10 protein-coding genes are annotated in these 16,592 nt (G+C 70.1%); 7 read left to right on the top strand and 3 right to left on the bottom strand.

Annotation, left to right across the window (positions count from 1 at the left end; translation table 11 throughout):
• The first annotated feature begins 54 nt into the window (after positions 1 to 54).
• Entirely contained in the window at positions 55 to 1,767 is a 1,713-nt protein-coding gene (locus tag J2853_RS18695; protein ID WP_307568725.1) for a DEAD/DEAH box helicase, read from the top strand.
• 290 nt (positions 1,768 to 2,057) lie between these two features.
• Positions 2,058 to 2,816 carry a class I SAM-dependent methyltransferase gene (locus J2853_RS18690; protein ID WP_307559655.1) on the top strand — a complete coding sequence of 253 codons (759 nt, stop codon included), beginning with the start codon at positions 2,058 to 2,060 and terminating at the stop codon, positions 2,814 to 2,816.
• Between the two features lie 104 nt (positions 2,817 to 2,920).
• Here the strand turns inward: J2853_RS18690 and J2853_RS18685 are convergent, their stop codons facing one another.
• Together J2853_RS18685 and J2853_RS18680 are read right to left on the bottom strand one after the other, a co-directional pair.
• Positions 2,921 to 3,259: a DUF1036 domain-containing protein gene (locus J2853_RS18685; protein WP_307559653.1), complete on the bottom strand. Its 339-nt coding sequence runs from the start codon at positions 3,257 to 3,259 to the stop codon at positions 2,921 to 2,923.
• A 3-nt stretch (positions 3,260 to 3,262) separates the two neighbouring features.
• Positions 3,263 to 3,517, bottom strand: a complete 255-nt coding sequence (locus J2853_RS18680; protein ID WP_307559652.1) for a hypothetical protein — start codon at positions 3,515 to 3,517, stop codon at positions 3,263 to 3,265.
• Between the two features lie 347 nt (positions 3,518 to 3,864).
• Here J2853_RS18680 and J2853_RS18675 point away from each other — a divergent pair, with 347 nt between their 5' ends.
• The 5 genes from J2853_RS18675 to J2853_RS18655 all read left to right on the top strand — a co-directional run bounded on the left by J2853_RS18675 (position 3,865) and on the right by J2853_RS18655 (position 15,571).
• On the top strand, positions 3,865 to 4,128 hold the full coding sequence (locus J2853_RS18675; protein WP_370879289.1) for a phosphoribosyl-ATP diphosphatase: 264 nt from the start codon (positions 3,865 to 3,867) through the stop codon (positions 4,126 to 4,128).
• A gap of 55 nt (positions 4,129 to 4,183) precedes the next feature.
• Complete coding sequence (gene hisG / locus J2853_RS18670) at positions 4,184 to 5,029, top strand: ATP phosphoribosyltransferase (protein ID WP_307559648.1); 846 nt, start codon at positions 4,184 to 4,186, stop codon at positions 5,027 to 5,029.
• A gap of 436 nt (positions 5,030 to 5,465) precedes the next feature.
• Complete coding sequence (locus J2853_RS18665) at positions 5,466 to 8,771, top strand: LamG-like jellyroll fold domain-containing protein (RefSeq protein ID WP_307559647.1); 3,306 nt, start codon at positions 5,466 to 5,468, stop codon at positions 8,769 to 8,771.
• A 55-nt stretch (positions 8,772 to 8,826) separates the two neighbouring features.
• Positions 8,827 to 15,120 carry an RHS repeat domain-containing protein gene (locus J2853_RS18660; protein ID WP_307559644.1) on the top strand — a complete coding sequence of 2,098 codons (6,294 nt, stop codon included), beginning with the start codon at positions 8,827 to 8,829 and terminating at the stop codon, positions 15,118 to 15,120.
• A 223-nt stretch (positions 15,121 to 15,343) separates the two neighbouring features.
• Positions 15,344 to 15,571 carry a response regulator transcription factor gene (locus J2853_RS18655; RefSeq protein WP_307559642.1) on the top strand — a complete coding sequence of 76 codons (228 nt, stop codon included), beginning with the start codon at positions 15,344 to 15,346 and terminating at the stop codon, positions 15,569 to 15,571.
• A 40-nt stretch (positions 15,572 to 15,611) separates the two neighbouring features.
• Here J2853_RS18655 and J2853_RS18650 read toward each other — a convergent pair whose 3' ends face one another.
• Entirely contained in the window at positions 15,612 to 16,463 is an 852-nt protein-coding gene (locus J2853_RS18650) for a siderophore-interacting protein (protein WP_307559640.1), read from the bottom strand.
• Positions 16,464 to 16,592 lie beyond the last annotated feature (129 nt).

Genomic DNA, 16,592 nt, shown 5'->3' with positions numbered 1-16,592 from the left:
TCGCAGAAGTGACGTGCCCCGTACTTCTATCGAAAGGCACGAGTCTTCGTGACCATGCTTGACGCTGCCCTGCCCGAAATCACCGAGATCTCCGAGATCCCCGCCGGTCCGTCGGAGTTCACGCTCCTCGGCCTGCCGAAGCCTCTGGTGACCGGGCTTTCCCGCCAGGGCATCGACAGTCCCTTCCCCATCCAGCGGGCCACGATCCCCGACATCCTCGCTGGAAGCGACGTCCTCGGCCGCGGCCAGACCGGTTCCGGCAAGACGCTGGCCTTCGGCCTGCCCATGATGACCCGCATCTCCGGCTCCAAGGCCCGCCCGGGGCACCCGCTGGCCATCATCCTGGTGCCGACCCGCGAGCTGGCCATGCAGGTCACCGACGCGCTCGAGCCCCTCGGCCGCGGTCTGTCCCTGCGGATGAAGACCGTCGTCGGCGGCATGTCCATGGGCCGCCAGATCGAGGCCCTGCGTCGTGGCGTCGAGGTCGTCGTGGCCACGCCGGGCCGCCTCACCGACCTGATCCAGCAGGGCGAGTGCACGCTGGACGAGGTCCGGGTGACCGTCCTGGACGAGGCCGACCACATGTGCGACCTCGGATTCTTCCCGGTCGTCAGCGCGATCCTCCAGCAGACCCCGTCCGACAGCCAGCGCCTGCTGTTCTCGGCCACCCTCGACGGTGACGTCGACAAGCTCGTCCGGCGCTTCCTCACCAACCCGGTGACCCACTCGATGTCCCCGGCGACGTCGTCGGTGGACACCATGGAGCACCACCTGCTCGAGGTGCACCGCGACGACAAGTTCCCGGTGACCGCCGAGATCGCCAACCGCGAGGGCCGGACGATCATTTTCGTGCGCACCCAGCACGGCGTCGACCGCCTCTGCAAGCAGCTCGCCCAGGTCGGCATCAAGGCCGGCGGCCTGCACGGCGGCAAGCGCCAGAACCAGCGCACCCGCATCCTGGCCGAGTTCAAGGAAGGTGCGATCAACGTTCTGGTCTGCACCGACGTCGCGGCCCGCGGCATCCACGTCGACAACATCAGCCTCGTGCTGCACGTCGACCCGCCGCAGGACCACAAGAGCTACCTGCACCGTGGTGGCCGTACCGCTCGGGCGGGTGAGAAGGGCACCGTCATGACGCTGGTGCTTCCCAACGAGCGTCGCTCCACCGATGCGATGACCCGTCGCGCCGGCATCAAGCCGTTCCGCCTCAAGGCGACCCCGGGCCACCCGCGCCTGGAGGAGACCGCCGGTGCGCGCCGTCCCAGCGGCGAGCCGATCCCGGTCTGGGAGCCCTCGGCTCCGGCGACCAAGCAGCGTCAGCGCCGCGAGGGCTTCGGCGGCGGTGGCGGCCGTGGCCCGCGCCGGTTCCGTGACCGTCCCGGTCACGGTGGTGGCGAGGGCTACCAGCCTCGTGAGCGTTCCGCCGACGACAACCGCGGGGGTGGCGAGGGCTACCGCTCCGACCGTCCCGCCGGTGGCGGCTACCGCTCCGACCGTCCGGCGGGCGACCGTCCCACCGGCGGCGGCTACCGTTCGGACCGTCCGGCGGGCGACCGTCAGCCGTTCCGCGCCGACCGGCCGAGCGGTGGCGGCTACCGCTCCGACCGTCCCACCGGCGGTGGCTACCGTTCGGAGCGTCCGGCGGGCGACCGTCAGCCGTTCCGCGCCGACCGGCCGAGTGGCGGAGGCCGCGGCGGCGAGTTCCGTGCCGAGGGCCGTCCGGACAACCGCGGCGGCGCCCCGCGCGGCGGACACTACGGTCACTGATCATTTCCTGAAGCGACCCTGAGGGGCCGGCGCGGCGACTGCCGCGCCGGCCCCTCGTCGTTTTCTCCTGGGAGGCGCCTCCCAGGAGAAAACGACGGGTTCGAGGTCCGGGGGCCGGTCGCAGGTGAGGGCTCCCCGTCCCGGACCGGTGCTCGGGATTCGGCCACGGGTGAACGCTCCTCTCCCACGGGCCGATCGCGGGGCCCGGAGGCCGGGCTCGTCCCCGAGGGCGGCCGGGCGCGAGGAGAAAATCGTTGGACGGCAGGCGAGGAGACTGCCAGCCTCTGATCATGGAAACGCGAACGTTCGAGGAACTGGTCGCCGAGGCCGAGTCCGTATCGGTCGAAGGCTGGGATTTCTCCTGGCTGGACGGCCGGGCGACGGAGGAGCGTCCGTCGTGGGGTTACTCACGGCTCGTCGGTGAGCGGATGGCGCACGCCCTCGCGGCGCTCGACATCCAGACCGGGGGCGGGGAACTGCTCGCCGGTCTTCCGCGGCTTCCCGCCTTGACGGTCGCCACGGAGTCGTGGCCACCGAACATCGCGCTCGCCACCGCCCGGCTGCGCCCGCGCGGGGTCGTGGTCGTCGCCGACGACGACGAGCCGAGGCTTCCGTTCGGCGACGGCGTCTTCGATCTGGTGATCAGCCGCCACCCGGTGACCACCTGGTGGAAGGAGATCGCCCGGGTGCTGCAGCCGGGGGGAGCGTATTTCTCCCAGCAGGTCGGCCCGGCGAGCGTCGGAGAGCTGACGGAGTTCTTTCTGGGGCCGCAGCCGCCCGGCTCGGGCCGAGACCCCGAACGTGCCAGGGCGGAGGCGAAGGCCGCCGGTCTCGAGGTGATCGACCTTCGGCTGGAGTCTTTGCGCGCCGTGTTCCACGACGTCGGCGCTGTGATCTATTTCCTGCGGAAGGTGATCTGGATCGTCCCCGGGTTCACCGTCGACCGGTATCGCCTCGAACTCAGGACCCTTCACGACCGGATCCAGGCCGAGGGTCCTTTCGTCGTCCATACGACGCGATTTCTCATCGAGGCCCGTAAGCCGGTCTGACGACCCCGGGCTCATGTCCGAGGATCGAGACTGACGACCCCTGGTCGCCGGCAACCAAGGATCGCCAGGGCTGTGGCGGCGCGAGTGCCGCGGGGGACTCCTCGTCAGGCGACGAGGTTCACGTAGTAGTTGGCGTAGTTGTTCAGGTCGACCAGGTGTGCGCCGACGCGTCTCTGCCCGGGGGCGTCGAGGCAGTGGTCGAAGGCGGCCTGGGTGACGGGTATCGGGCCGTAGCTCCCGGTCCAGATGACTCCGTTACTGGCTTCGGCGTAGAACGCGGCGTACCGGTTGCCGGTGTCGAGCACGTATGCCTCTCCACCCGGATTGATGCCCCACCAGCCTCGGCAGCGCCAGTCGCCGTGACCGCCGCAGCCGCCGGGGTCGTAGGACATGGTCGCGACCCACAGCGTGTGGGTGTAGCGGTTGCGGAAGTGCAGCCTCATGGTCTACTCCTCCCCGAACCGCAGGCTGAGTGGGCTGGTGTCGAGATCCTGATCGCTCCTGGGCGGTTCGTGGCCGGTGACCCCGGCCCCGGCCTCGGCCCTGGCCCCGGCTTCGGTGGTCGTCCGACCGGCCGTGGTCGGCCGTTCGTTCGTCTCGCCCGTACCGCCCGCGGCGGCCGTGGCGGCCGCACCCGTGGATACCTCGCTCCCGAACGCCGCCGTCGGGGCGGGTTTCTGTTCGGTGCCGCTGTCCGGCATGCCTCACCTCCGTTACTTGGAAACACAGAGTGATTCCTCGACAACGTACAGTCATAGTCATGGGCATGTAAAGAGGTATTCTTTCGTTCACCCAGCTCAGATGAGCTTTAAGGTGAGATCCGCCATCAAGGGGTCATCGCTTCCTGACACATTCCAGTCAAATCCGCGTTGACTCGCAGAAGCCCGTGCCCAAAGCGGTGGATCTTCCCGATGCCCACTCCGGGGCGGAGATCGGACCGAGTGATTTTTCGTGTGACCGTTTCGTGTCCCACGGTGTGGACGACCGCACGCGAAGGCCGATGGGCGGATACGCTTGACGAGCACATCCGACGATGGCGAGAGAGACCATGAAGACCTTCGAAGAGCTGTACACCGAGCTGGCAGACAAGGCGCGCACCCGGCCCGAGGGCTCGGGCACCGTGGCGGCGCTGGACGCGGGTGTCCATGCCATCGGCAAGAAGGTCGTGGAGGAGGCCGCCGAGAGCTGGATGGCGGCCGAGCACGAGTCGAACGACCGGGCCGCGGAGGAGATCTCCCAGCTCCTCTACCACGTGCAGGTTCTCATGATCGCTAAGGGGATCGGGCTGGACGAGGTCTACAAGCATCTGTGAACCGGTGCGCCCGGCTCACGGCCTCGTAGACCACTCCATACGTAAGGAACCCGCCATGCTGCGTCTTGCCGTCCCGAACAAGGGCGCCCTCACCGAGGCCGCCCAGACGATACTGAAGGAAGCCGGATACCGCGCGCGCAAGGACACCAAGGAGCTCGTGGTCGTCGACCCCGAGAACTCCTGCGAGCTGTTCTTCCTGCGTCCCAAGGACATCGCCGTCTATGTCGGCGAGGGCACCCTGGACGCCGGGATCACCGGCCGTGACATGCTCCACGACTCCGGGGCGCAGGTCGAGGAGCTCTTCCCGCTCGGCTTCGGCAGGTCCACCTTCCGCTTCGCCGCCAACCCCGGCGAGTTCGTCTCCGTCGCCGACCTCAAGGGCAAGCGCATCGCGACCTCCTACGCGGGCCTGCTGGAGGCGTATCTCGCCGAGCAGGACGTCGAGGCTCGGGTGATCAAGCTGGACGGTGCGGTCGAGACCGCCATCCGACTGGGCGTGGCCGACGCCGTGGCCGATGTCGTGGAGACCGGCACCACGCTGCGCAACATCGGCCTCGAGGTGTTCGGCGAGCCGATCGCCCACTCCGAGGGCGTGCTGATCAAGCGGATCGGCGGCGTGGAGACCCATGGCCTCCAGCAGCTCGTGCGCCGCCTCCAGGGCGTGCTGATGGCCCGTGACTACGTGATGATGGACTACGACATCCGGGCCGAGCGGATCGAGGAGGCCATCGCCCTCACCCCCGGCATGGAGGGTCCCACGGTCTCCCCGCTGCACCGGGAGGGCTGGGTCGCGGTCCGCGCCATGGTGCCGCGCAAGGGACACCAGCAGGTGATGGACCAGCTCTGGGAGATCGGCGCCAAGGCCATCCTGGTCACCGCCATCTTCGCGTGCCGCATCTGAGCGGCGCCCCGGGCCTCTCCCGTCGCGGCCGAGCCGGCTTCTCATCCGCCGCGCGTCGCACCGGACGAATTCGCCGCGCCTCACGCTGGACGGATTCGCCACACATTGCACCGGACGGATTTGCCGTGCGTCGCATCGGACGGATTTGCCGTGCGTCGCATCGGACGAATTCGCCGCGTCTCGCACCGGACGAATTCGCCACGCCTCGCCGGGCGAGATCGTCAAGCAGGTCGATCCGGGTGCGTCACCGCTCCCGGCCGAGGTTCAATGTCCCGCTTTAGGTGATTTTTTACAGAAAAAAATGAATTGTGGAGAAATTCTCCACAAGATCTAGACGCATGCCTTTGCCCGGGTGACAATTCCAGCGTCAATCGAAGATCGTGGAGCCGCCGGGACGTCGCACCCGCGCGGAGCCCAGCATGACAGGGCGTGACGAATGCTGGCACTTCGTGGGGTTGTTGCGGTCTCCCTGGTGGGCGCGGTCCTGGTGACGCCCACACCGGGCCCGGCTCCGGCGGCGCCCGCACAGAGCCCGGCCCCGGCCGTCGTATCGCCGACCGCGACGGCGGGCCGAGCCGAGGACCCCGCACTCGTCCGTGCCCGCCGGACCGGGCGGCCCGCCGAGGTGGAGGCGCTGCGCAGCGAGACCAGGCAGGTCTTCGTCAAGCCGGACGGCACCTACGTGCTGGAGCAGAACGTCCGCCCGGTGCGGGTGCGTCAGGCGGACGGCTGGGTGCCCGTGGACACCACGCTCCGCGAGCGGCCCGACGGCACGGTGGCGCCCGCCGCCACGGCGGTCGGCCTGGCCTTCTCCGGCGGCGGCGGCAGCGGCAACGGCGGCGCTCCGCTGGCCCGCATGTCGCGCGGTGGCAAGGTGATGGAGCTGGGCTGGCCGGGCACGCTGCCGAAGCCGGTGCTGAACGGCGACACCGCCACCTACCCCGAGGTCATGCCGGGGGTGGACCTCAAGGTCACCGCGGACGTGGACGGCTTCTCCCACGTCCTGGTGGTCAAGTCGCGGGCCGCCGCCGCCGGCGGCGCCCTGGCCGAGCTGACGTTCCCGCTCTCGACCAGCGGCCTGTCGCTGAAATCGGACCAGGCGGGCAATCTGGAGGCGGTCGACGACAACGGCGGCACGATCTTCGTCGCGCCGACCCCGATGATGTGGGACTCCGAGGGGGCCACGAGCCCGCAGGCGGTCAAGGAAGGCCGCGCGCCCGAGGCCCGGCAGGCCCGGATGGGTGTGGAGCTGACCGGCGGCAAGCTGCGCCTGCGGCCGGACCGGAAGCTGATGACGGACCCGAAGACCCGGTTCCCCATCTATCTGGACCCGTACTTCTCGGCCGCCCGGGGCGCGTGGACCGCCGTCTGGAGCAACTGGCCCAACTCCAACTACCTCAACTCCAGCGACGTCGCCAGGGTGGGCCACGTCGAGTCGCAGAAGAACCGCTCGTTCTTCCAGATGAACACCGGCGCGACCATCCACGGCAAGCAGATCGTCAAGGCGACGCTGCGCACGTACGAGACGTGGTCGTACTCGTGCAGCGCCCGCAAGGTCGAGGCCTGGGCGACCAACGGCATCAGCAAGAGCACCACCTGGAACAAGCAGCCCACGTGGGTCAGGCTGCTCTCCACGGTGAACGTGGCCAAGGGCTGGGGCCCGTCCTGCCTGCCCGGCGGCGTCGAGTTCGACGTCACCTCGCAGGTCGTGGAGGCCGCCGCCAAGAAGTGGCCCAACGTCACCATCGGCCTCCGGGCCACGAGCGAGACCGACGTGTACGCCTGGAAGAAGTTCAAGAACAACCCGAGCCTGGTCATCGAGTACAACTCGCTGCCCGCGGACCCGGTGGCCGCCGACGCGTGGTCGGACCCGGGCGGCCCCTGCGTCTCGGGCACCGGCCGGCCGATCATCAGCGCCGCCACCCCCAAGCTGTGGGCCAAGCTGAAGGACGTCGACAACTCGGTCAGGGGCCGGTTCGAGTGGTACAACGAGGCCGGGACCAAGACGGGCGAGTACCTCACCGCGCTGGGCTCGACCGGCACGGCCTTCTCCGCGACGATCCCGCAGAGCCTGTATTCCGACGGCGCGCTGATCCGCTGGCGCGTCCGCGCCGAGGACGGCAAGGCCAACAGCGCCTGGAGCCCCTGGTGCGAGGCCACCGTGGACGCCACGGCCCCCGGCAGCGAACCGGTCGTGACCTCCCCCGAGTTCGCCGAGAACGGCTGGAGTGACGGGGTCGGCCTGGCCGGCTCGTTCACGTTTGACCCCAACGGGATCTCCGACGTCGCCGCGTACGTCTACGGGCTCGACATCTCGCCCAAGACGGAGGTCGTCCCCGGCGCGGACGGCACGGCCACGATCCGGCTCACCCCGCGCCACGACGGCCCCAACGTACTGTCCGTACGCAGCAAGGACCGGGCGGGCCAGCTCGGCCCGATCCGCACCTACGTCTTCAACGTCAACGCCGGGAGCGCCCCCAGGGGCCACTGGCCGCTGGACGAGGGCCAGGGCACGGCAGGCGCCGACGCCGCCGGAACCCTCCCCGCCACCCTGTACGGGGCCACGTGGACGAGCGGCAAGACCGGCTCGGGCCTGCGCCTGGCGAACGCCTACGCGCAGACCTCGGGCCCGGTCGTCGACACGGGAGACAACTTCACCGTCACCGCCTGGGCCCGCCTGACGGGTACGGGCGCCACCGCCACCGCCGTCACCCAGGAGGGCGGCAGGACCGGGGCCTTCGCCCTGCAGTACTCCAAGGCCGACGACCGCTGGGCGCTGACCCGCACCGGCTCCGACGCCGACGCCGCGACGACCGTGCGCGCGCTCTCCTCCGCCGCGCCGAGGCTGAACGAGTGGACCCACCTGGCCGGCGTCTACGACGCGGCGGCCCGTCAGCTCTCGCTGTACGTCAACGGCAAGCTGGAGTCGTCGGTCGCCTTCACCACCCAGCCGTGGAACGCCACCGGCCCCCTCACGATCGGACGAGGAAAGGTCAACGGGGCCGCCACGGAGTTCTTCCCCGGCGACATCGACGAGGTTCGTGCCTACGGGCGGGCCATGTTCGCCGACGAGGTCGCCGACCTGGTGAACAGCGCGGCCACGCTGGTCGGGCACTGGCGGCTGGACGAGGAGTCCGGAGTGTCCGCCGCCGACTCCTCGGGCAGGGCGACGGCGGCGACGCTGGCCGGCGGCGCCTCGTGGACCTCGGGCTGGCTGGACGGCGCGCTCGCGCTCGACGGGGCCGGTGGTCACGCCCAGACCGCCGTGCCGGCCGTCAACACCAGGTCGGGCTTCACCGTCTCCGCCTGGACCCAGCTCGACTACCTGCCCACCGGCGACACCGCCGCCGTGGCCCAGACGGGCAGCCGCGCCGCCGGCTTCCAGCTCGGCTACGACAAGGAAAAGGGGCGGTGGGCCCTCGGCATGGCCGCCGCCGACACCGACACCGCCGCCCTCGTCCGCACCCGCTCCGACGCCATTCCCGCCCCGCTGGAGTGGACACACGTGGCGGGCGTGTACGACCCGCTGGCCGGCCAGCTCCGCGTGTACGTCAACGGCCAGCTGTCCACCACCACCGTCACCAACCATACGAGCACGTGGAACGCCACCGGCCCGCTGCAGGTGGGCCGGAGCAAGACCGCGGGTGTCTTCACCGGTTACTGGCCGGGGACCGTGGATGACATCCGTGTCTATGACGGCGTGCTGAAGGCCGAGCAGATCGCTCAGCTGGCCGCCCAGTAACCCCTGGCCACCCAGTAAGTCCCCTCTGACCAGCACCCCCCGACTGGGAGAGTTCATGGATCTGCCGGATGAGTTGGACCTGCCCGAATCCCGCTGGAATCGTTTACAGCAACGCCACGAACGTCCCGAACTTGACGTTCCGGACCCCTCCTGGAATCGTTTCCAGACGCCCAGGCCCGAGTCTCCCTGGCCCCGCCGGCTGGCGACCGTCTTCTCGATCGTCCTCGTCATGCCCCTGGCGTACGCCATGCCCGCCCAGGCCGAGCCCCGCACCGCCCCGTCGGTGCAGAAGGAGACGCCGGTCAAGGGGGTGAGGGTCCCGGTCCTGCCGCCGATGACCGATCCGGTGCAGAAACAGGCGTGGAAGGCGCCACCGGCGGTCACCTGGCCCGCACCCCGGACGGCCGAGCTGGGCGGCACCGCGGCCAGGACCCTGGCGGCCGGCTTCCCGGTGAAGCTCGCCCCTCCGGAGAAGACGTCCTCCAAGGCCGCCAAGGCCGCCGATGCCGCAGCCGACCCGGTGAAGGTCGAACTCCTCGACAGCGCCTCGACCGGCCGGCTCGGTCTGACGATGCGCGTCTCCCCTGGCCAGGGCGTCGCCGCGGCCAAATCGGCCGCGAAGACCCGGCTGGCGATCGACTACTCCGGTTTCCGCCACGCCTACGGCGGCGACTACGGAGCCCGGCTCCAGGTCGTCGAGCTGGAAGAGTGCGCGCTCGACGCCAAGGCGGCCGACTGCGCCCAGCCCCGGCCCGTCAAGAGCGAGAACGACACGAAGACGGGCACGCTGACCGCCGAGGTCGCGACGATCGGCCTGTACGCCGTGACCGCCGCCGCGTCGGGCTCGACCGGCGACCACGGCGCCACCTCCCTGGCTCCCTCGGCCGACTGGAGCATCGGCACCCAGTCGGGGGACTTCAACTGGGGCTACGGCCTGCGCACGCCCCCCGCGCTGGGCGGGGAGGAACCGGAGCTGTCGCTCGGCTACTCCTCCCAGAGCGTGGACGGCCGCACCGCCTCCACCAACAACCAGCCGTCCTGGGCCGGTGAGGGCTTCGAGCTGAACCCCAGCGGCTACATCGAGCGCCGCTACAAGTCCTGCATGATCGACGGCAAGAAGACCGGCGACCTGTGCTGGGACGGGGAGAACGTCACCCTGTCGCTCGGCGACTCCGCCGTCGAGCTGATCAAGGACGCCACCTCCAAGCAGTGGCGGCCCAAGCGCGACGACGGCACCCGGATCGAGTACCTGACCGGGGCGACGAACGGCGACAACAACGGCGAGTACTGGCGCGTCACCACCGCCGACGGCTCCCAGCACACCTTCGGCCTGAACCGCCTGCCCGGCTGGGTCACCGGCAAGCCGGAGACGAAGTCGGTGCTTACCGTGCCGGTGTTCGGCAACAACAGCGGCGAGCCCTGCTACAGCGGCACCCCGGCCAACGCCTGGTGCCAGCAGGCCTACCGGTGGAACCTCGACTACGCGGTGGACACCCACGGCAACGCCACCACGTACTGGTACGCCCAGGAGAAGAACTACTACGGCCGCGGCAAGCCCGAGCTGGGCACCGTGTACGACCGCGGCGGTTACCTGACCCGCATCGACTACGGTTACCTCAAGGGCGAGCTGTTCACCAAGGCCCCCGCCGCCCGCGTCGTCTTCGACGTGGCCGAGCGCTGCCTGCCCAGCGGCACGATCACCTGCGCCGTCGACCAGCTCAAGAAGGAGACCGCCGGCAGCTGGCCGGACGTCCCGTTCGACCAGATCTGCAACGCCGGCGTGAAGTGCGTCGACCGCCTGTCGCCGACGTTCTTCAGCCGCAAGAGGCTGACCAAGGTCAGCACGCAGATCCTCAACACCGACACCGCCAAGTGCGCGGGCGCGCAGTACTGCGCGGTGGACTCCTGGACGCTGACGCACCAGTTCCCCGCCACGGGTGACGGCCTGAGCCCGTCGCTGTGGCTGGCCTCGATCCAGCAGACCGGTCACGTGGGCGGCACGATCACCCTTCCTAAGATCACGTTCGCCGGTGTGCAACTCCCCAACCGGGTGGACGCGAACGAGGGCCGCGCGCCTCTGGTCAAGTGGCGCGTGCAGGCCGTGAACAACGAGACCGGGGGCGAGCTGCGCGTCAACTACGCGCCCGCCGAGTGCAGGCCGGGCGAGCTCCCGGCCGCCGACAAGAACACCAAGCGCTGCTTCCCGCAGCGCTGGTCGCCGCCGAACGAGGCGGAGGTCGTCGACTGGTTCCACAAGTACGTGGTCGCGCAGACGTCCGAGGTGGACCGGGTCGCGGGCTCGCCGAACGTCGTCACCGACTACGAGTACCTCGACGGCGCCGCCTGGCACTACGCCGACAACATCCTCGTCAAGCCCGAGCACCGCACGTGGGCGGACTTCCGCGGGTTCGGCCGGGTGCGGGTGCGCGAGGGCGACGGCCAGGACACCAAGCGCACGCTCACGGAGTTCCGGTACTTCCGCGGTATGCACGGCGACAGGCAGGCCGACGGCTCCAAGCGCACCGCGCAGGTCACCGACTCCGAGGGCGTCAAGCTGGACGACCTCGACCAGTACTCCGGCCTGGAGCGCGAGGAGATCCTGTACGACGGCGACGGCGGGGCCGTGTTGAAGGCGACCGTCGAGCAGCCGTGGTCGCTGAAGACCGCGGAGTCCACGCAGGGCGGCGTCACCAAGGCCGCGCACATCGTCGAGGCCAAGTCCATGGTCACCCGCAGCGCGCTGCCCGGCGACAAGTGGCGGCGGACCGGCGAGGAGCGCGTGTACGACGCCCAGGGCCTGCTCACCCAGGTGGAGGAGAAGGGCGACCTGGCCACGGCCGACGACGACCGGTGCACCCGCTACACCTACGCCCGCAACGACACGAGCTGGATGCTCGACTACACGAGCAGGATCCAGAAGGTCGCCGCGAGCTGCGGCACCGGCGTGTCCACGCTGGCCGCGGGTGAGGTGCTCTCCGACGAGAAGGTCCACTACGACGGCAAGGCGTACGGCCAGGCCCCGAGCAAGGGCGACGTGACCGCTGTCCAGCAGCTCGTCTCCGGGGACGGCACGACGATCACCGACAGCGCCTACACCTACGACGCCTACGGCCGCGAGCTCACCGAGACCGACTCCGTCGGCACCACGTCCACCACCACCTACACCCCGGCCGCGGGCGCCCCCGCGACCGAGATCAAGGAGGTCAACCAGCTCGGCCACGTCGAACGCATCCTGCTCGAACCGGCCTGGGACGAACCCGTCGTCGAGATCGACGCGAACAACCGCCGCGTCGACATGGAGTACGACGCGCTCGGCCGCCTGATCAAGGTCTGGCAGCCCACCCGCAGCAAGGCGGCCGGACAGTCGCCCAGCACCGAGTTCTCCTACGTGATGCGCGGCGACGGCCCCAGCATCGTCACCACGAAGACGCTGCGCGCGGACGGCGCCTACACCAGCAGCCACGAGCTGTACGACGGCCTGATGCGCGAGCGCCAGACCCAGGAACCCGCGCCCAGGGACGAGCAGACGCAGGATCCCGCGCTGCGTGACGGCCGGACGATCACCGACACCTTCTACAACTCCCAGGGCGAGCCGTCCAAGGCCAACCCCGGCTACTTCGCCACCGGGGCGCCCTCCACCGACCTCCTGGCGGTGGCCGACACCGACGTGCCCACGCAGGTCGTGTCCCTCTTCGACGGCGTGGGCGACGTCAACGCCCAGGTCCTCAAGGCGAAGGGCGTGGAGAAGTACCGGGTCACGAGCAGGCAGGAGGGCGACAGGGTCCACCTGACGCCGCCGGCCGGCGAGACGGCGACCACCCGCATCGGTGACGCCGAGGACCGCCTGATCGAGCTGCGCCAGTACAGGGGGGCGACCCCGACCGGCGAGTACGAGTCGACGAAGTACGCCTACGACCAAGCGGGACGGCTGTCCACGGTGACCGACTCGGCGGGCAACGTGTGGCGCCACCACTACGACATGCGCGGCCGGGAGATCAGAACCGAGGATCCCGACAAGGGCGTCACGACGATGACGTACAACGACGCCGACGAGATCGTCAGCACCACCGACGCCCGCGGCAGGACCCTGTGGTACGTCTACGACGAGCTGGGCCGTAAGAAGGAGATGCGCGAGAACTCCGCGACCGGCCCGCTGCTCGCCGAGTGGAAGTACGACGCCCTGGCCAAGGGTCATATGAACGCCAGCATCCGGTATGTGGGCGGGCAGGCGTACAAGGCCGAGATGAACGCCATCGACGCCGACTATCGCCCGCTGCGCGAGACCGTCACCATCCCCGCGCGGGAGGGCAGGCTGGCCGGCTCGTACGTGCTCAACACCCGCTACACGATCGACGACCAGGTCCAGTCCGTCAGCTTCCCGGCCGCCGGAGGGCTGGAGGAGGAGTCGGTCGTCTACAGCTACGACGAGCTGAACCAGCCGACGAAGGTCACCGGCCTGTCGTCGTACGTGACCGCGGCCCGCTACTCCAAGCTGGGCGAGACCCTGCAGTACGAGCTGGGCACGGGAGGCAAGAAGACCTGGCTCACCTACACCCACGACGAGGCCACCCGCAGGCTGAGCAGCACGCGGCTGGACAGGGAGGGCGCGACCGCGACCGACCTCGACCTCAACTACACCTACGACGCCGTCGGCAACATCACCAAGATCGCCGACAGGGCCGGCGGCCAGGACACGCAGTGCTTCGACTACGACCATCTGCGCCGCCTGACCTCGGCGTGGACGGCCACCGACGACTGCGCCGGCGGCACCCCGCAGTCCGGCAAGATCGGCGGCGTGGCCCCGTACGCGGTCAGCTACGCCTACGACTCCACCGGCAACCGGACCAAGGAGACCAAGCACGCCTGGGGCGGTGCGAGCGAGACGGTCCGTTCCTACACCTACCCGCAACCGGGCGGCAAGCAGCCGCACGCGCTGCAGAGCGTCGGCGCGGACCTCTTCGAGTACGACGCCTCGGGCAACACCACCAGACGCAAGGTCGCCGCCGCGGACCAGGCCCTGGTCTGGGACTCCGAGGGCAACCTGGAGTCGGTCACGGAGGCGGGCAAGACGACGTCGTTCGTGTACGACGCGGAGGGTGACCGGCTGATCCGCAAGACTCCGGCCGACGCCACGCTCTACATCGACGACATGGAGCTGCGCTTCGACTACGCCAAGGACGCCGTCGAGCAGACCCGCTACTACACCGTCAACGACCAGGCCATCGCGGTACGCACGCCGGACAACCAGGTCTACTTCCTGGCCGGCGACCACCAGGGCACCGCGCAGGCCGCGGTGAACGCCGGGAACGGCCAGCTGGCCGTACGGAGGATGACCCCCTTCGGTGAGGACCGGGGCTCACCGCCGTCGTGGTGGCCGGGGCAACGCGGATTCGTCGGCGGCACGAAGGACGCGACGACCGGGCTCGTCCACCTCGGCGCCCGCGAGTACGACCCCAGAAACGGCCGCTTCCTGTCGGCGGACCCGATCATCGACGACGTGGACCCGCAGCAGCTCAACGCCTACGCCTACGCCAACAACAGTCCCGTCAGCATGAGCGACCCCGACGGGCAGTGGGTCTGGGTCGTGGTCATCGTCGGCGTCCGGGTCGGAAGCCGCTACCTCGCCAAGAAGGCGGCCCAGCGCGCCATCAGGCAGAAAGCGCTCCGCCGGGCCAGGGAGGCGGCCAGGAAGAAGGCGCAGGCGGAGCTCAAGAAGAAGCAGGAGGAGGCCAGGAGGAAGGCGCTGGAGGCGGCGGCGAAGCGGCGAAAGGCCGCGGAGAAGAGGAAGCGGCTGGTGGCGGCCAGGAAGAAGGCGGACGAGAAGATCAGGAAGGCGCGGGAGGCCGCGGCGAGGCGACGGGCCGCGCCGGCGCTCCGCAGGCAGTTGCGTAAGGCGGCTCGTGAGGGGGCGGCCCTGAGGCGGATGTCGATGGCGTCCCAGCGGCGCAACCAGCGGGCCGGCGTACTCCCCAGGGGGGTCCGGGACGCGCGCTCGACCCCGGCGCGGCGCCCGACCAGTCACAGGGCGACGCACCGGCAGGCGCCGCCCAAGGCGAACCGGCAGCCGGCGCAGGCGCGGCCGAGCCAGGTCTACCGCAACGACGGCACCGCCCAGCCGACCCAGTCCTACACGATCTACGGCAACGGCCGGATGTACCCGCAGGGGCGGCCACCGTCGAATCTCACGCGGCCCAACGGCTCCGGCCAGGGTGAGAGGCAGGGCTTCAGGGAGGAACCGGTCGAGCAGTACACCAGGAGAGGAGCAGCCGCGGAACTGGGCGCCCGGAGCCAGAAGATCATGGACAACGTCATCGATCTGTTCGACACCGGGCTTGGCGGAATAGGCTGACGGCACCTTTTCCGGCTGACTTCCGCTGAGCGCGAACCGGCGCGGGGCCCTCGTGGTCCCGCGCCTTCGCGCGGGCTGGGCGAGAACGGCTTCGCCCTCAGGGGCACGGTCCCGGCGGCCGCGGAGGTACGGCGTGATCCGGGTGCTCCCGGTGAAGGGCCAGGCGATGGCCCGGGAGCTCTGACCTCGCCGCTCGGCCTGGAACCCGACAATTAGGTGGTGGGTGGCCGACACGGGTCCCGAGGCGCTCACCGTGGCGCTCAGGGCCCGGCCGGACATCGTGCCGCTCGACGTGGAGACGCCCGGAGGCGACGGCATCACCGACGTCGCCGGGCGCCTTCACCTGTCGGAGGGGGCGGTCCGCGACGACCTTTCCCCGGCCGTCCGGAAGACCCGTGCGCGCGACCGCGTCGAGGCCGTCCGGCGAGCTCGGAGTCCCGGCCGGCTCTGACCCGGGAGGGTCCCGGCCGGGATCCGGCTCCGGCTCCGGCTCAGGAGGAGAGCGCGGCGGCCTCCTCCCGCTCGATCTGCTCGTTCCACTCGCGCTTGGAGGAACGCCAGGTCTCGTCGTCGCGGCCGAGGCGCCAGTATCCGGAGATGGACAGCTGCGACAGCGGGATGCCCCGCTCGGTGCGCAGGTGGCGCCGGAGCTCCCTGACGAAGGCGGCCTCGCCGTGGACGAAGGCGTGCACGTCGCCGGGCGGGAAGTCGAGCTCGTGCACGGCCTTGACGAGCGCCTCGCCGAACGGCGCGCCGCCGCGGTGCAGCCAGACGATCTCCGCGTCGGCGGGGGAGTCCAGTGGCTGTTCCTCCTCCGCCCCCTCCACCTCGATGAAAGCCCGGGCCCGCGCACCCGAGGGCAGGCGCTCCAGCGCGGTGGCGATGGCGGGCAGCGCGCTCTCGTCTCCCACGAGGAGATGCCAGGAGGCGTCCGGATCGGGGGCGTAGGCGCCGCCGGGACCGAAGAAGTAGATCTCCTCGCCGGGCCGGACCCGATCCGCCCACGGCCCGGCCAGGCCGCTGTCGCCGTGGTAGACGAAGTCGAGCGTCAGCTCGGCGGCCTCGGGATCCCACGCGCGGACGGTGTAGGTCCGGGTGGTGGGCCACTGGTCACGGGGCAGGTCGCGCTGGATCGCCTCCAGGTCGAACGGCGTCGGATAGGTCACCCCCGCGGGGGCGAAAAGGAGTTTCACATAGTGGTCGGTGAACTCGCCGGCGTCGAAACCCGCGAGACCCTCGCCGCCGAGCACCACCCTGATCATGTGCGGGGTGAGCCGCTCCACCCGCCGCACCTCGCCGCGGGTCGCCTTACGTACGGGACGTGCGGGCCTGTCGTTCGCCATGGGCCACTCCTGATTACAGTAAGTTAGGTAAGCCTAACTCCTAGGGTATGTCATTGAGGTACGGGCGGGTTTTGGCGATTCGGCCAAAACGAAGGGCGCTTCCCCGTCGCGTGGCCAGACGGGCATTGG

Origin of the sequence: Streptosporangium lutulentum (genome assembly GCF_030811455.1) — a bacterium.
GTDB lineage: Bacteria > Actinomycetota > Actinomycetes > Streptosporangiales > Streptosporangiaceae > Streptosporangium > Streptosporangium lutulentum.
The sequence above is the reverse complement of the archived record's forward strand: the minus strand, read 5'-3'. Positions and strand labels throughout refer to the sequence as shown.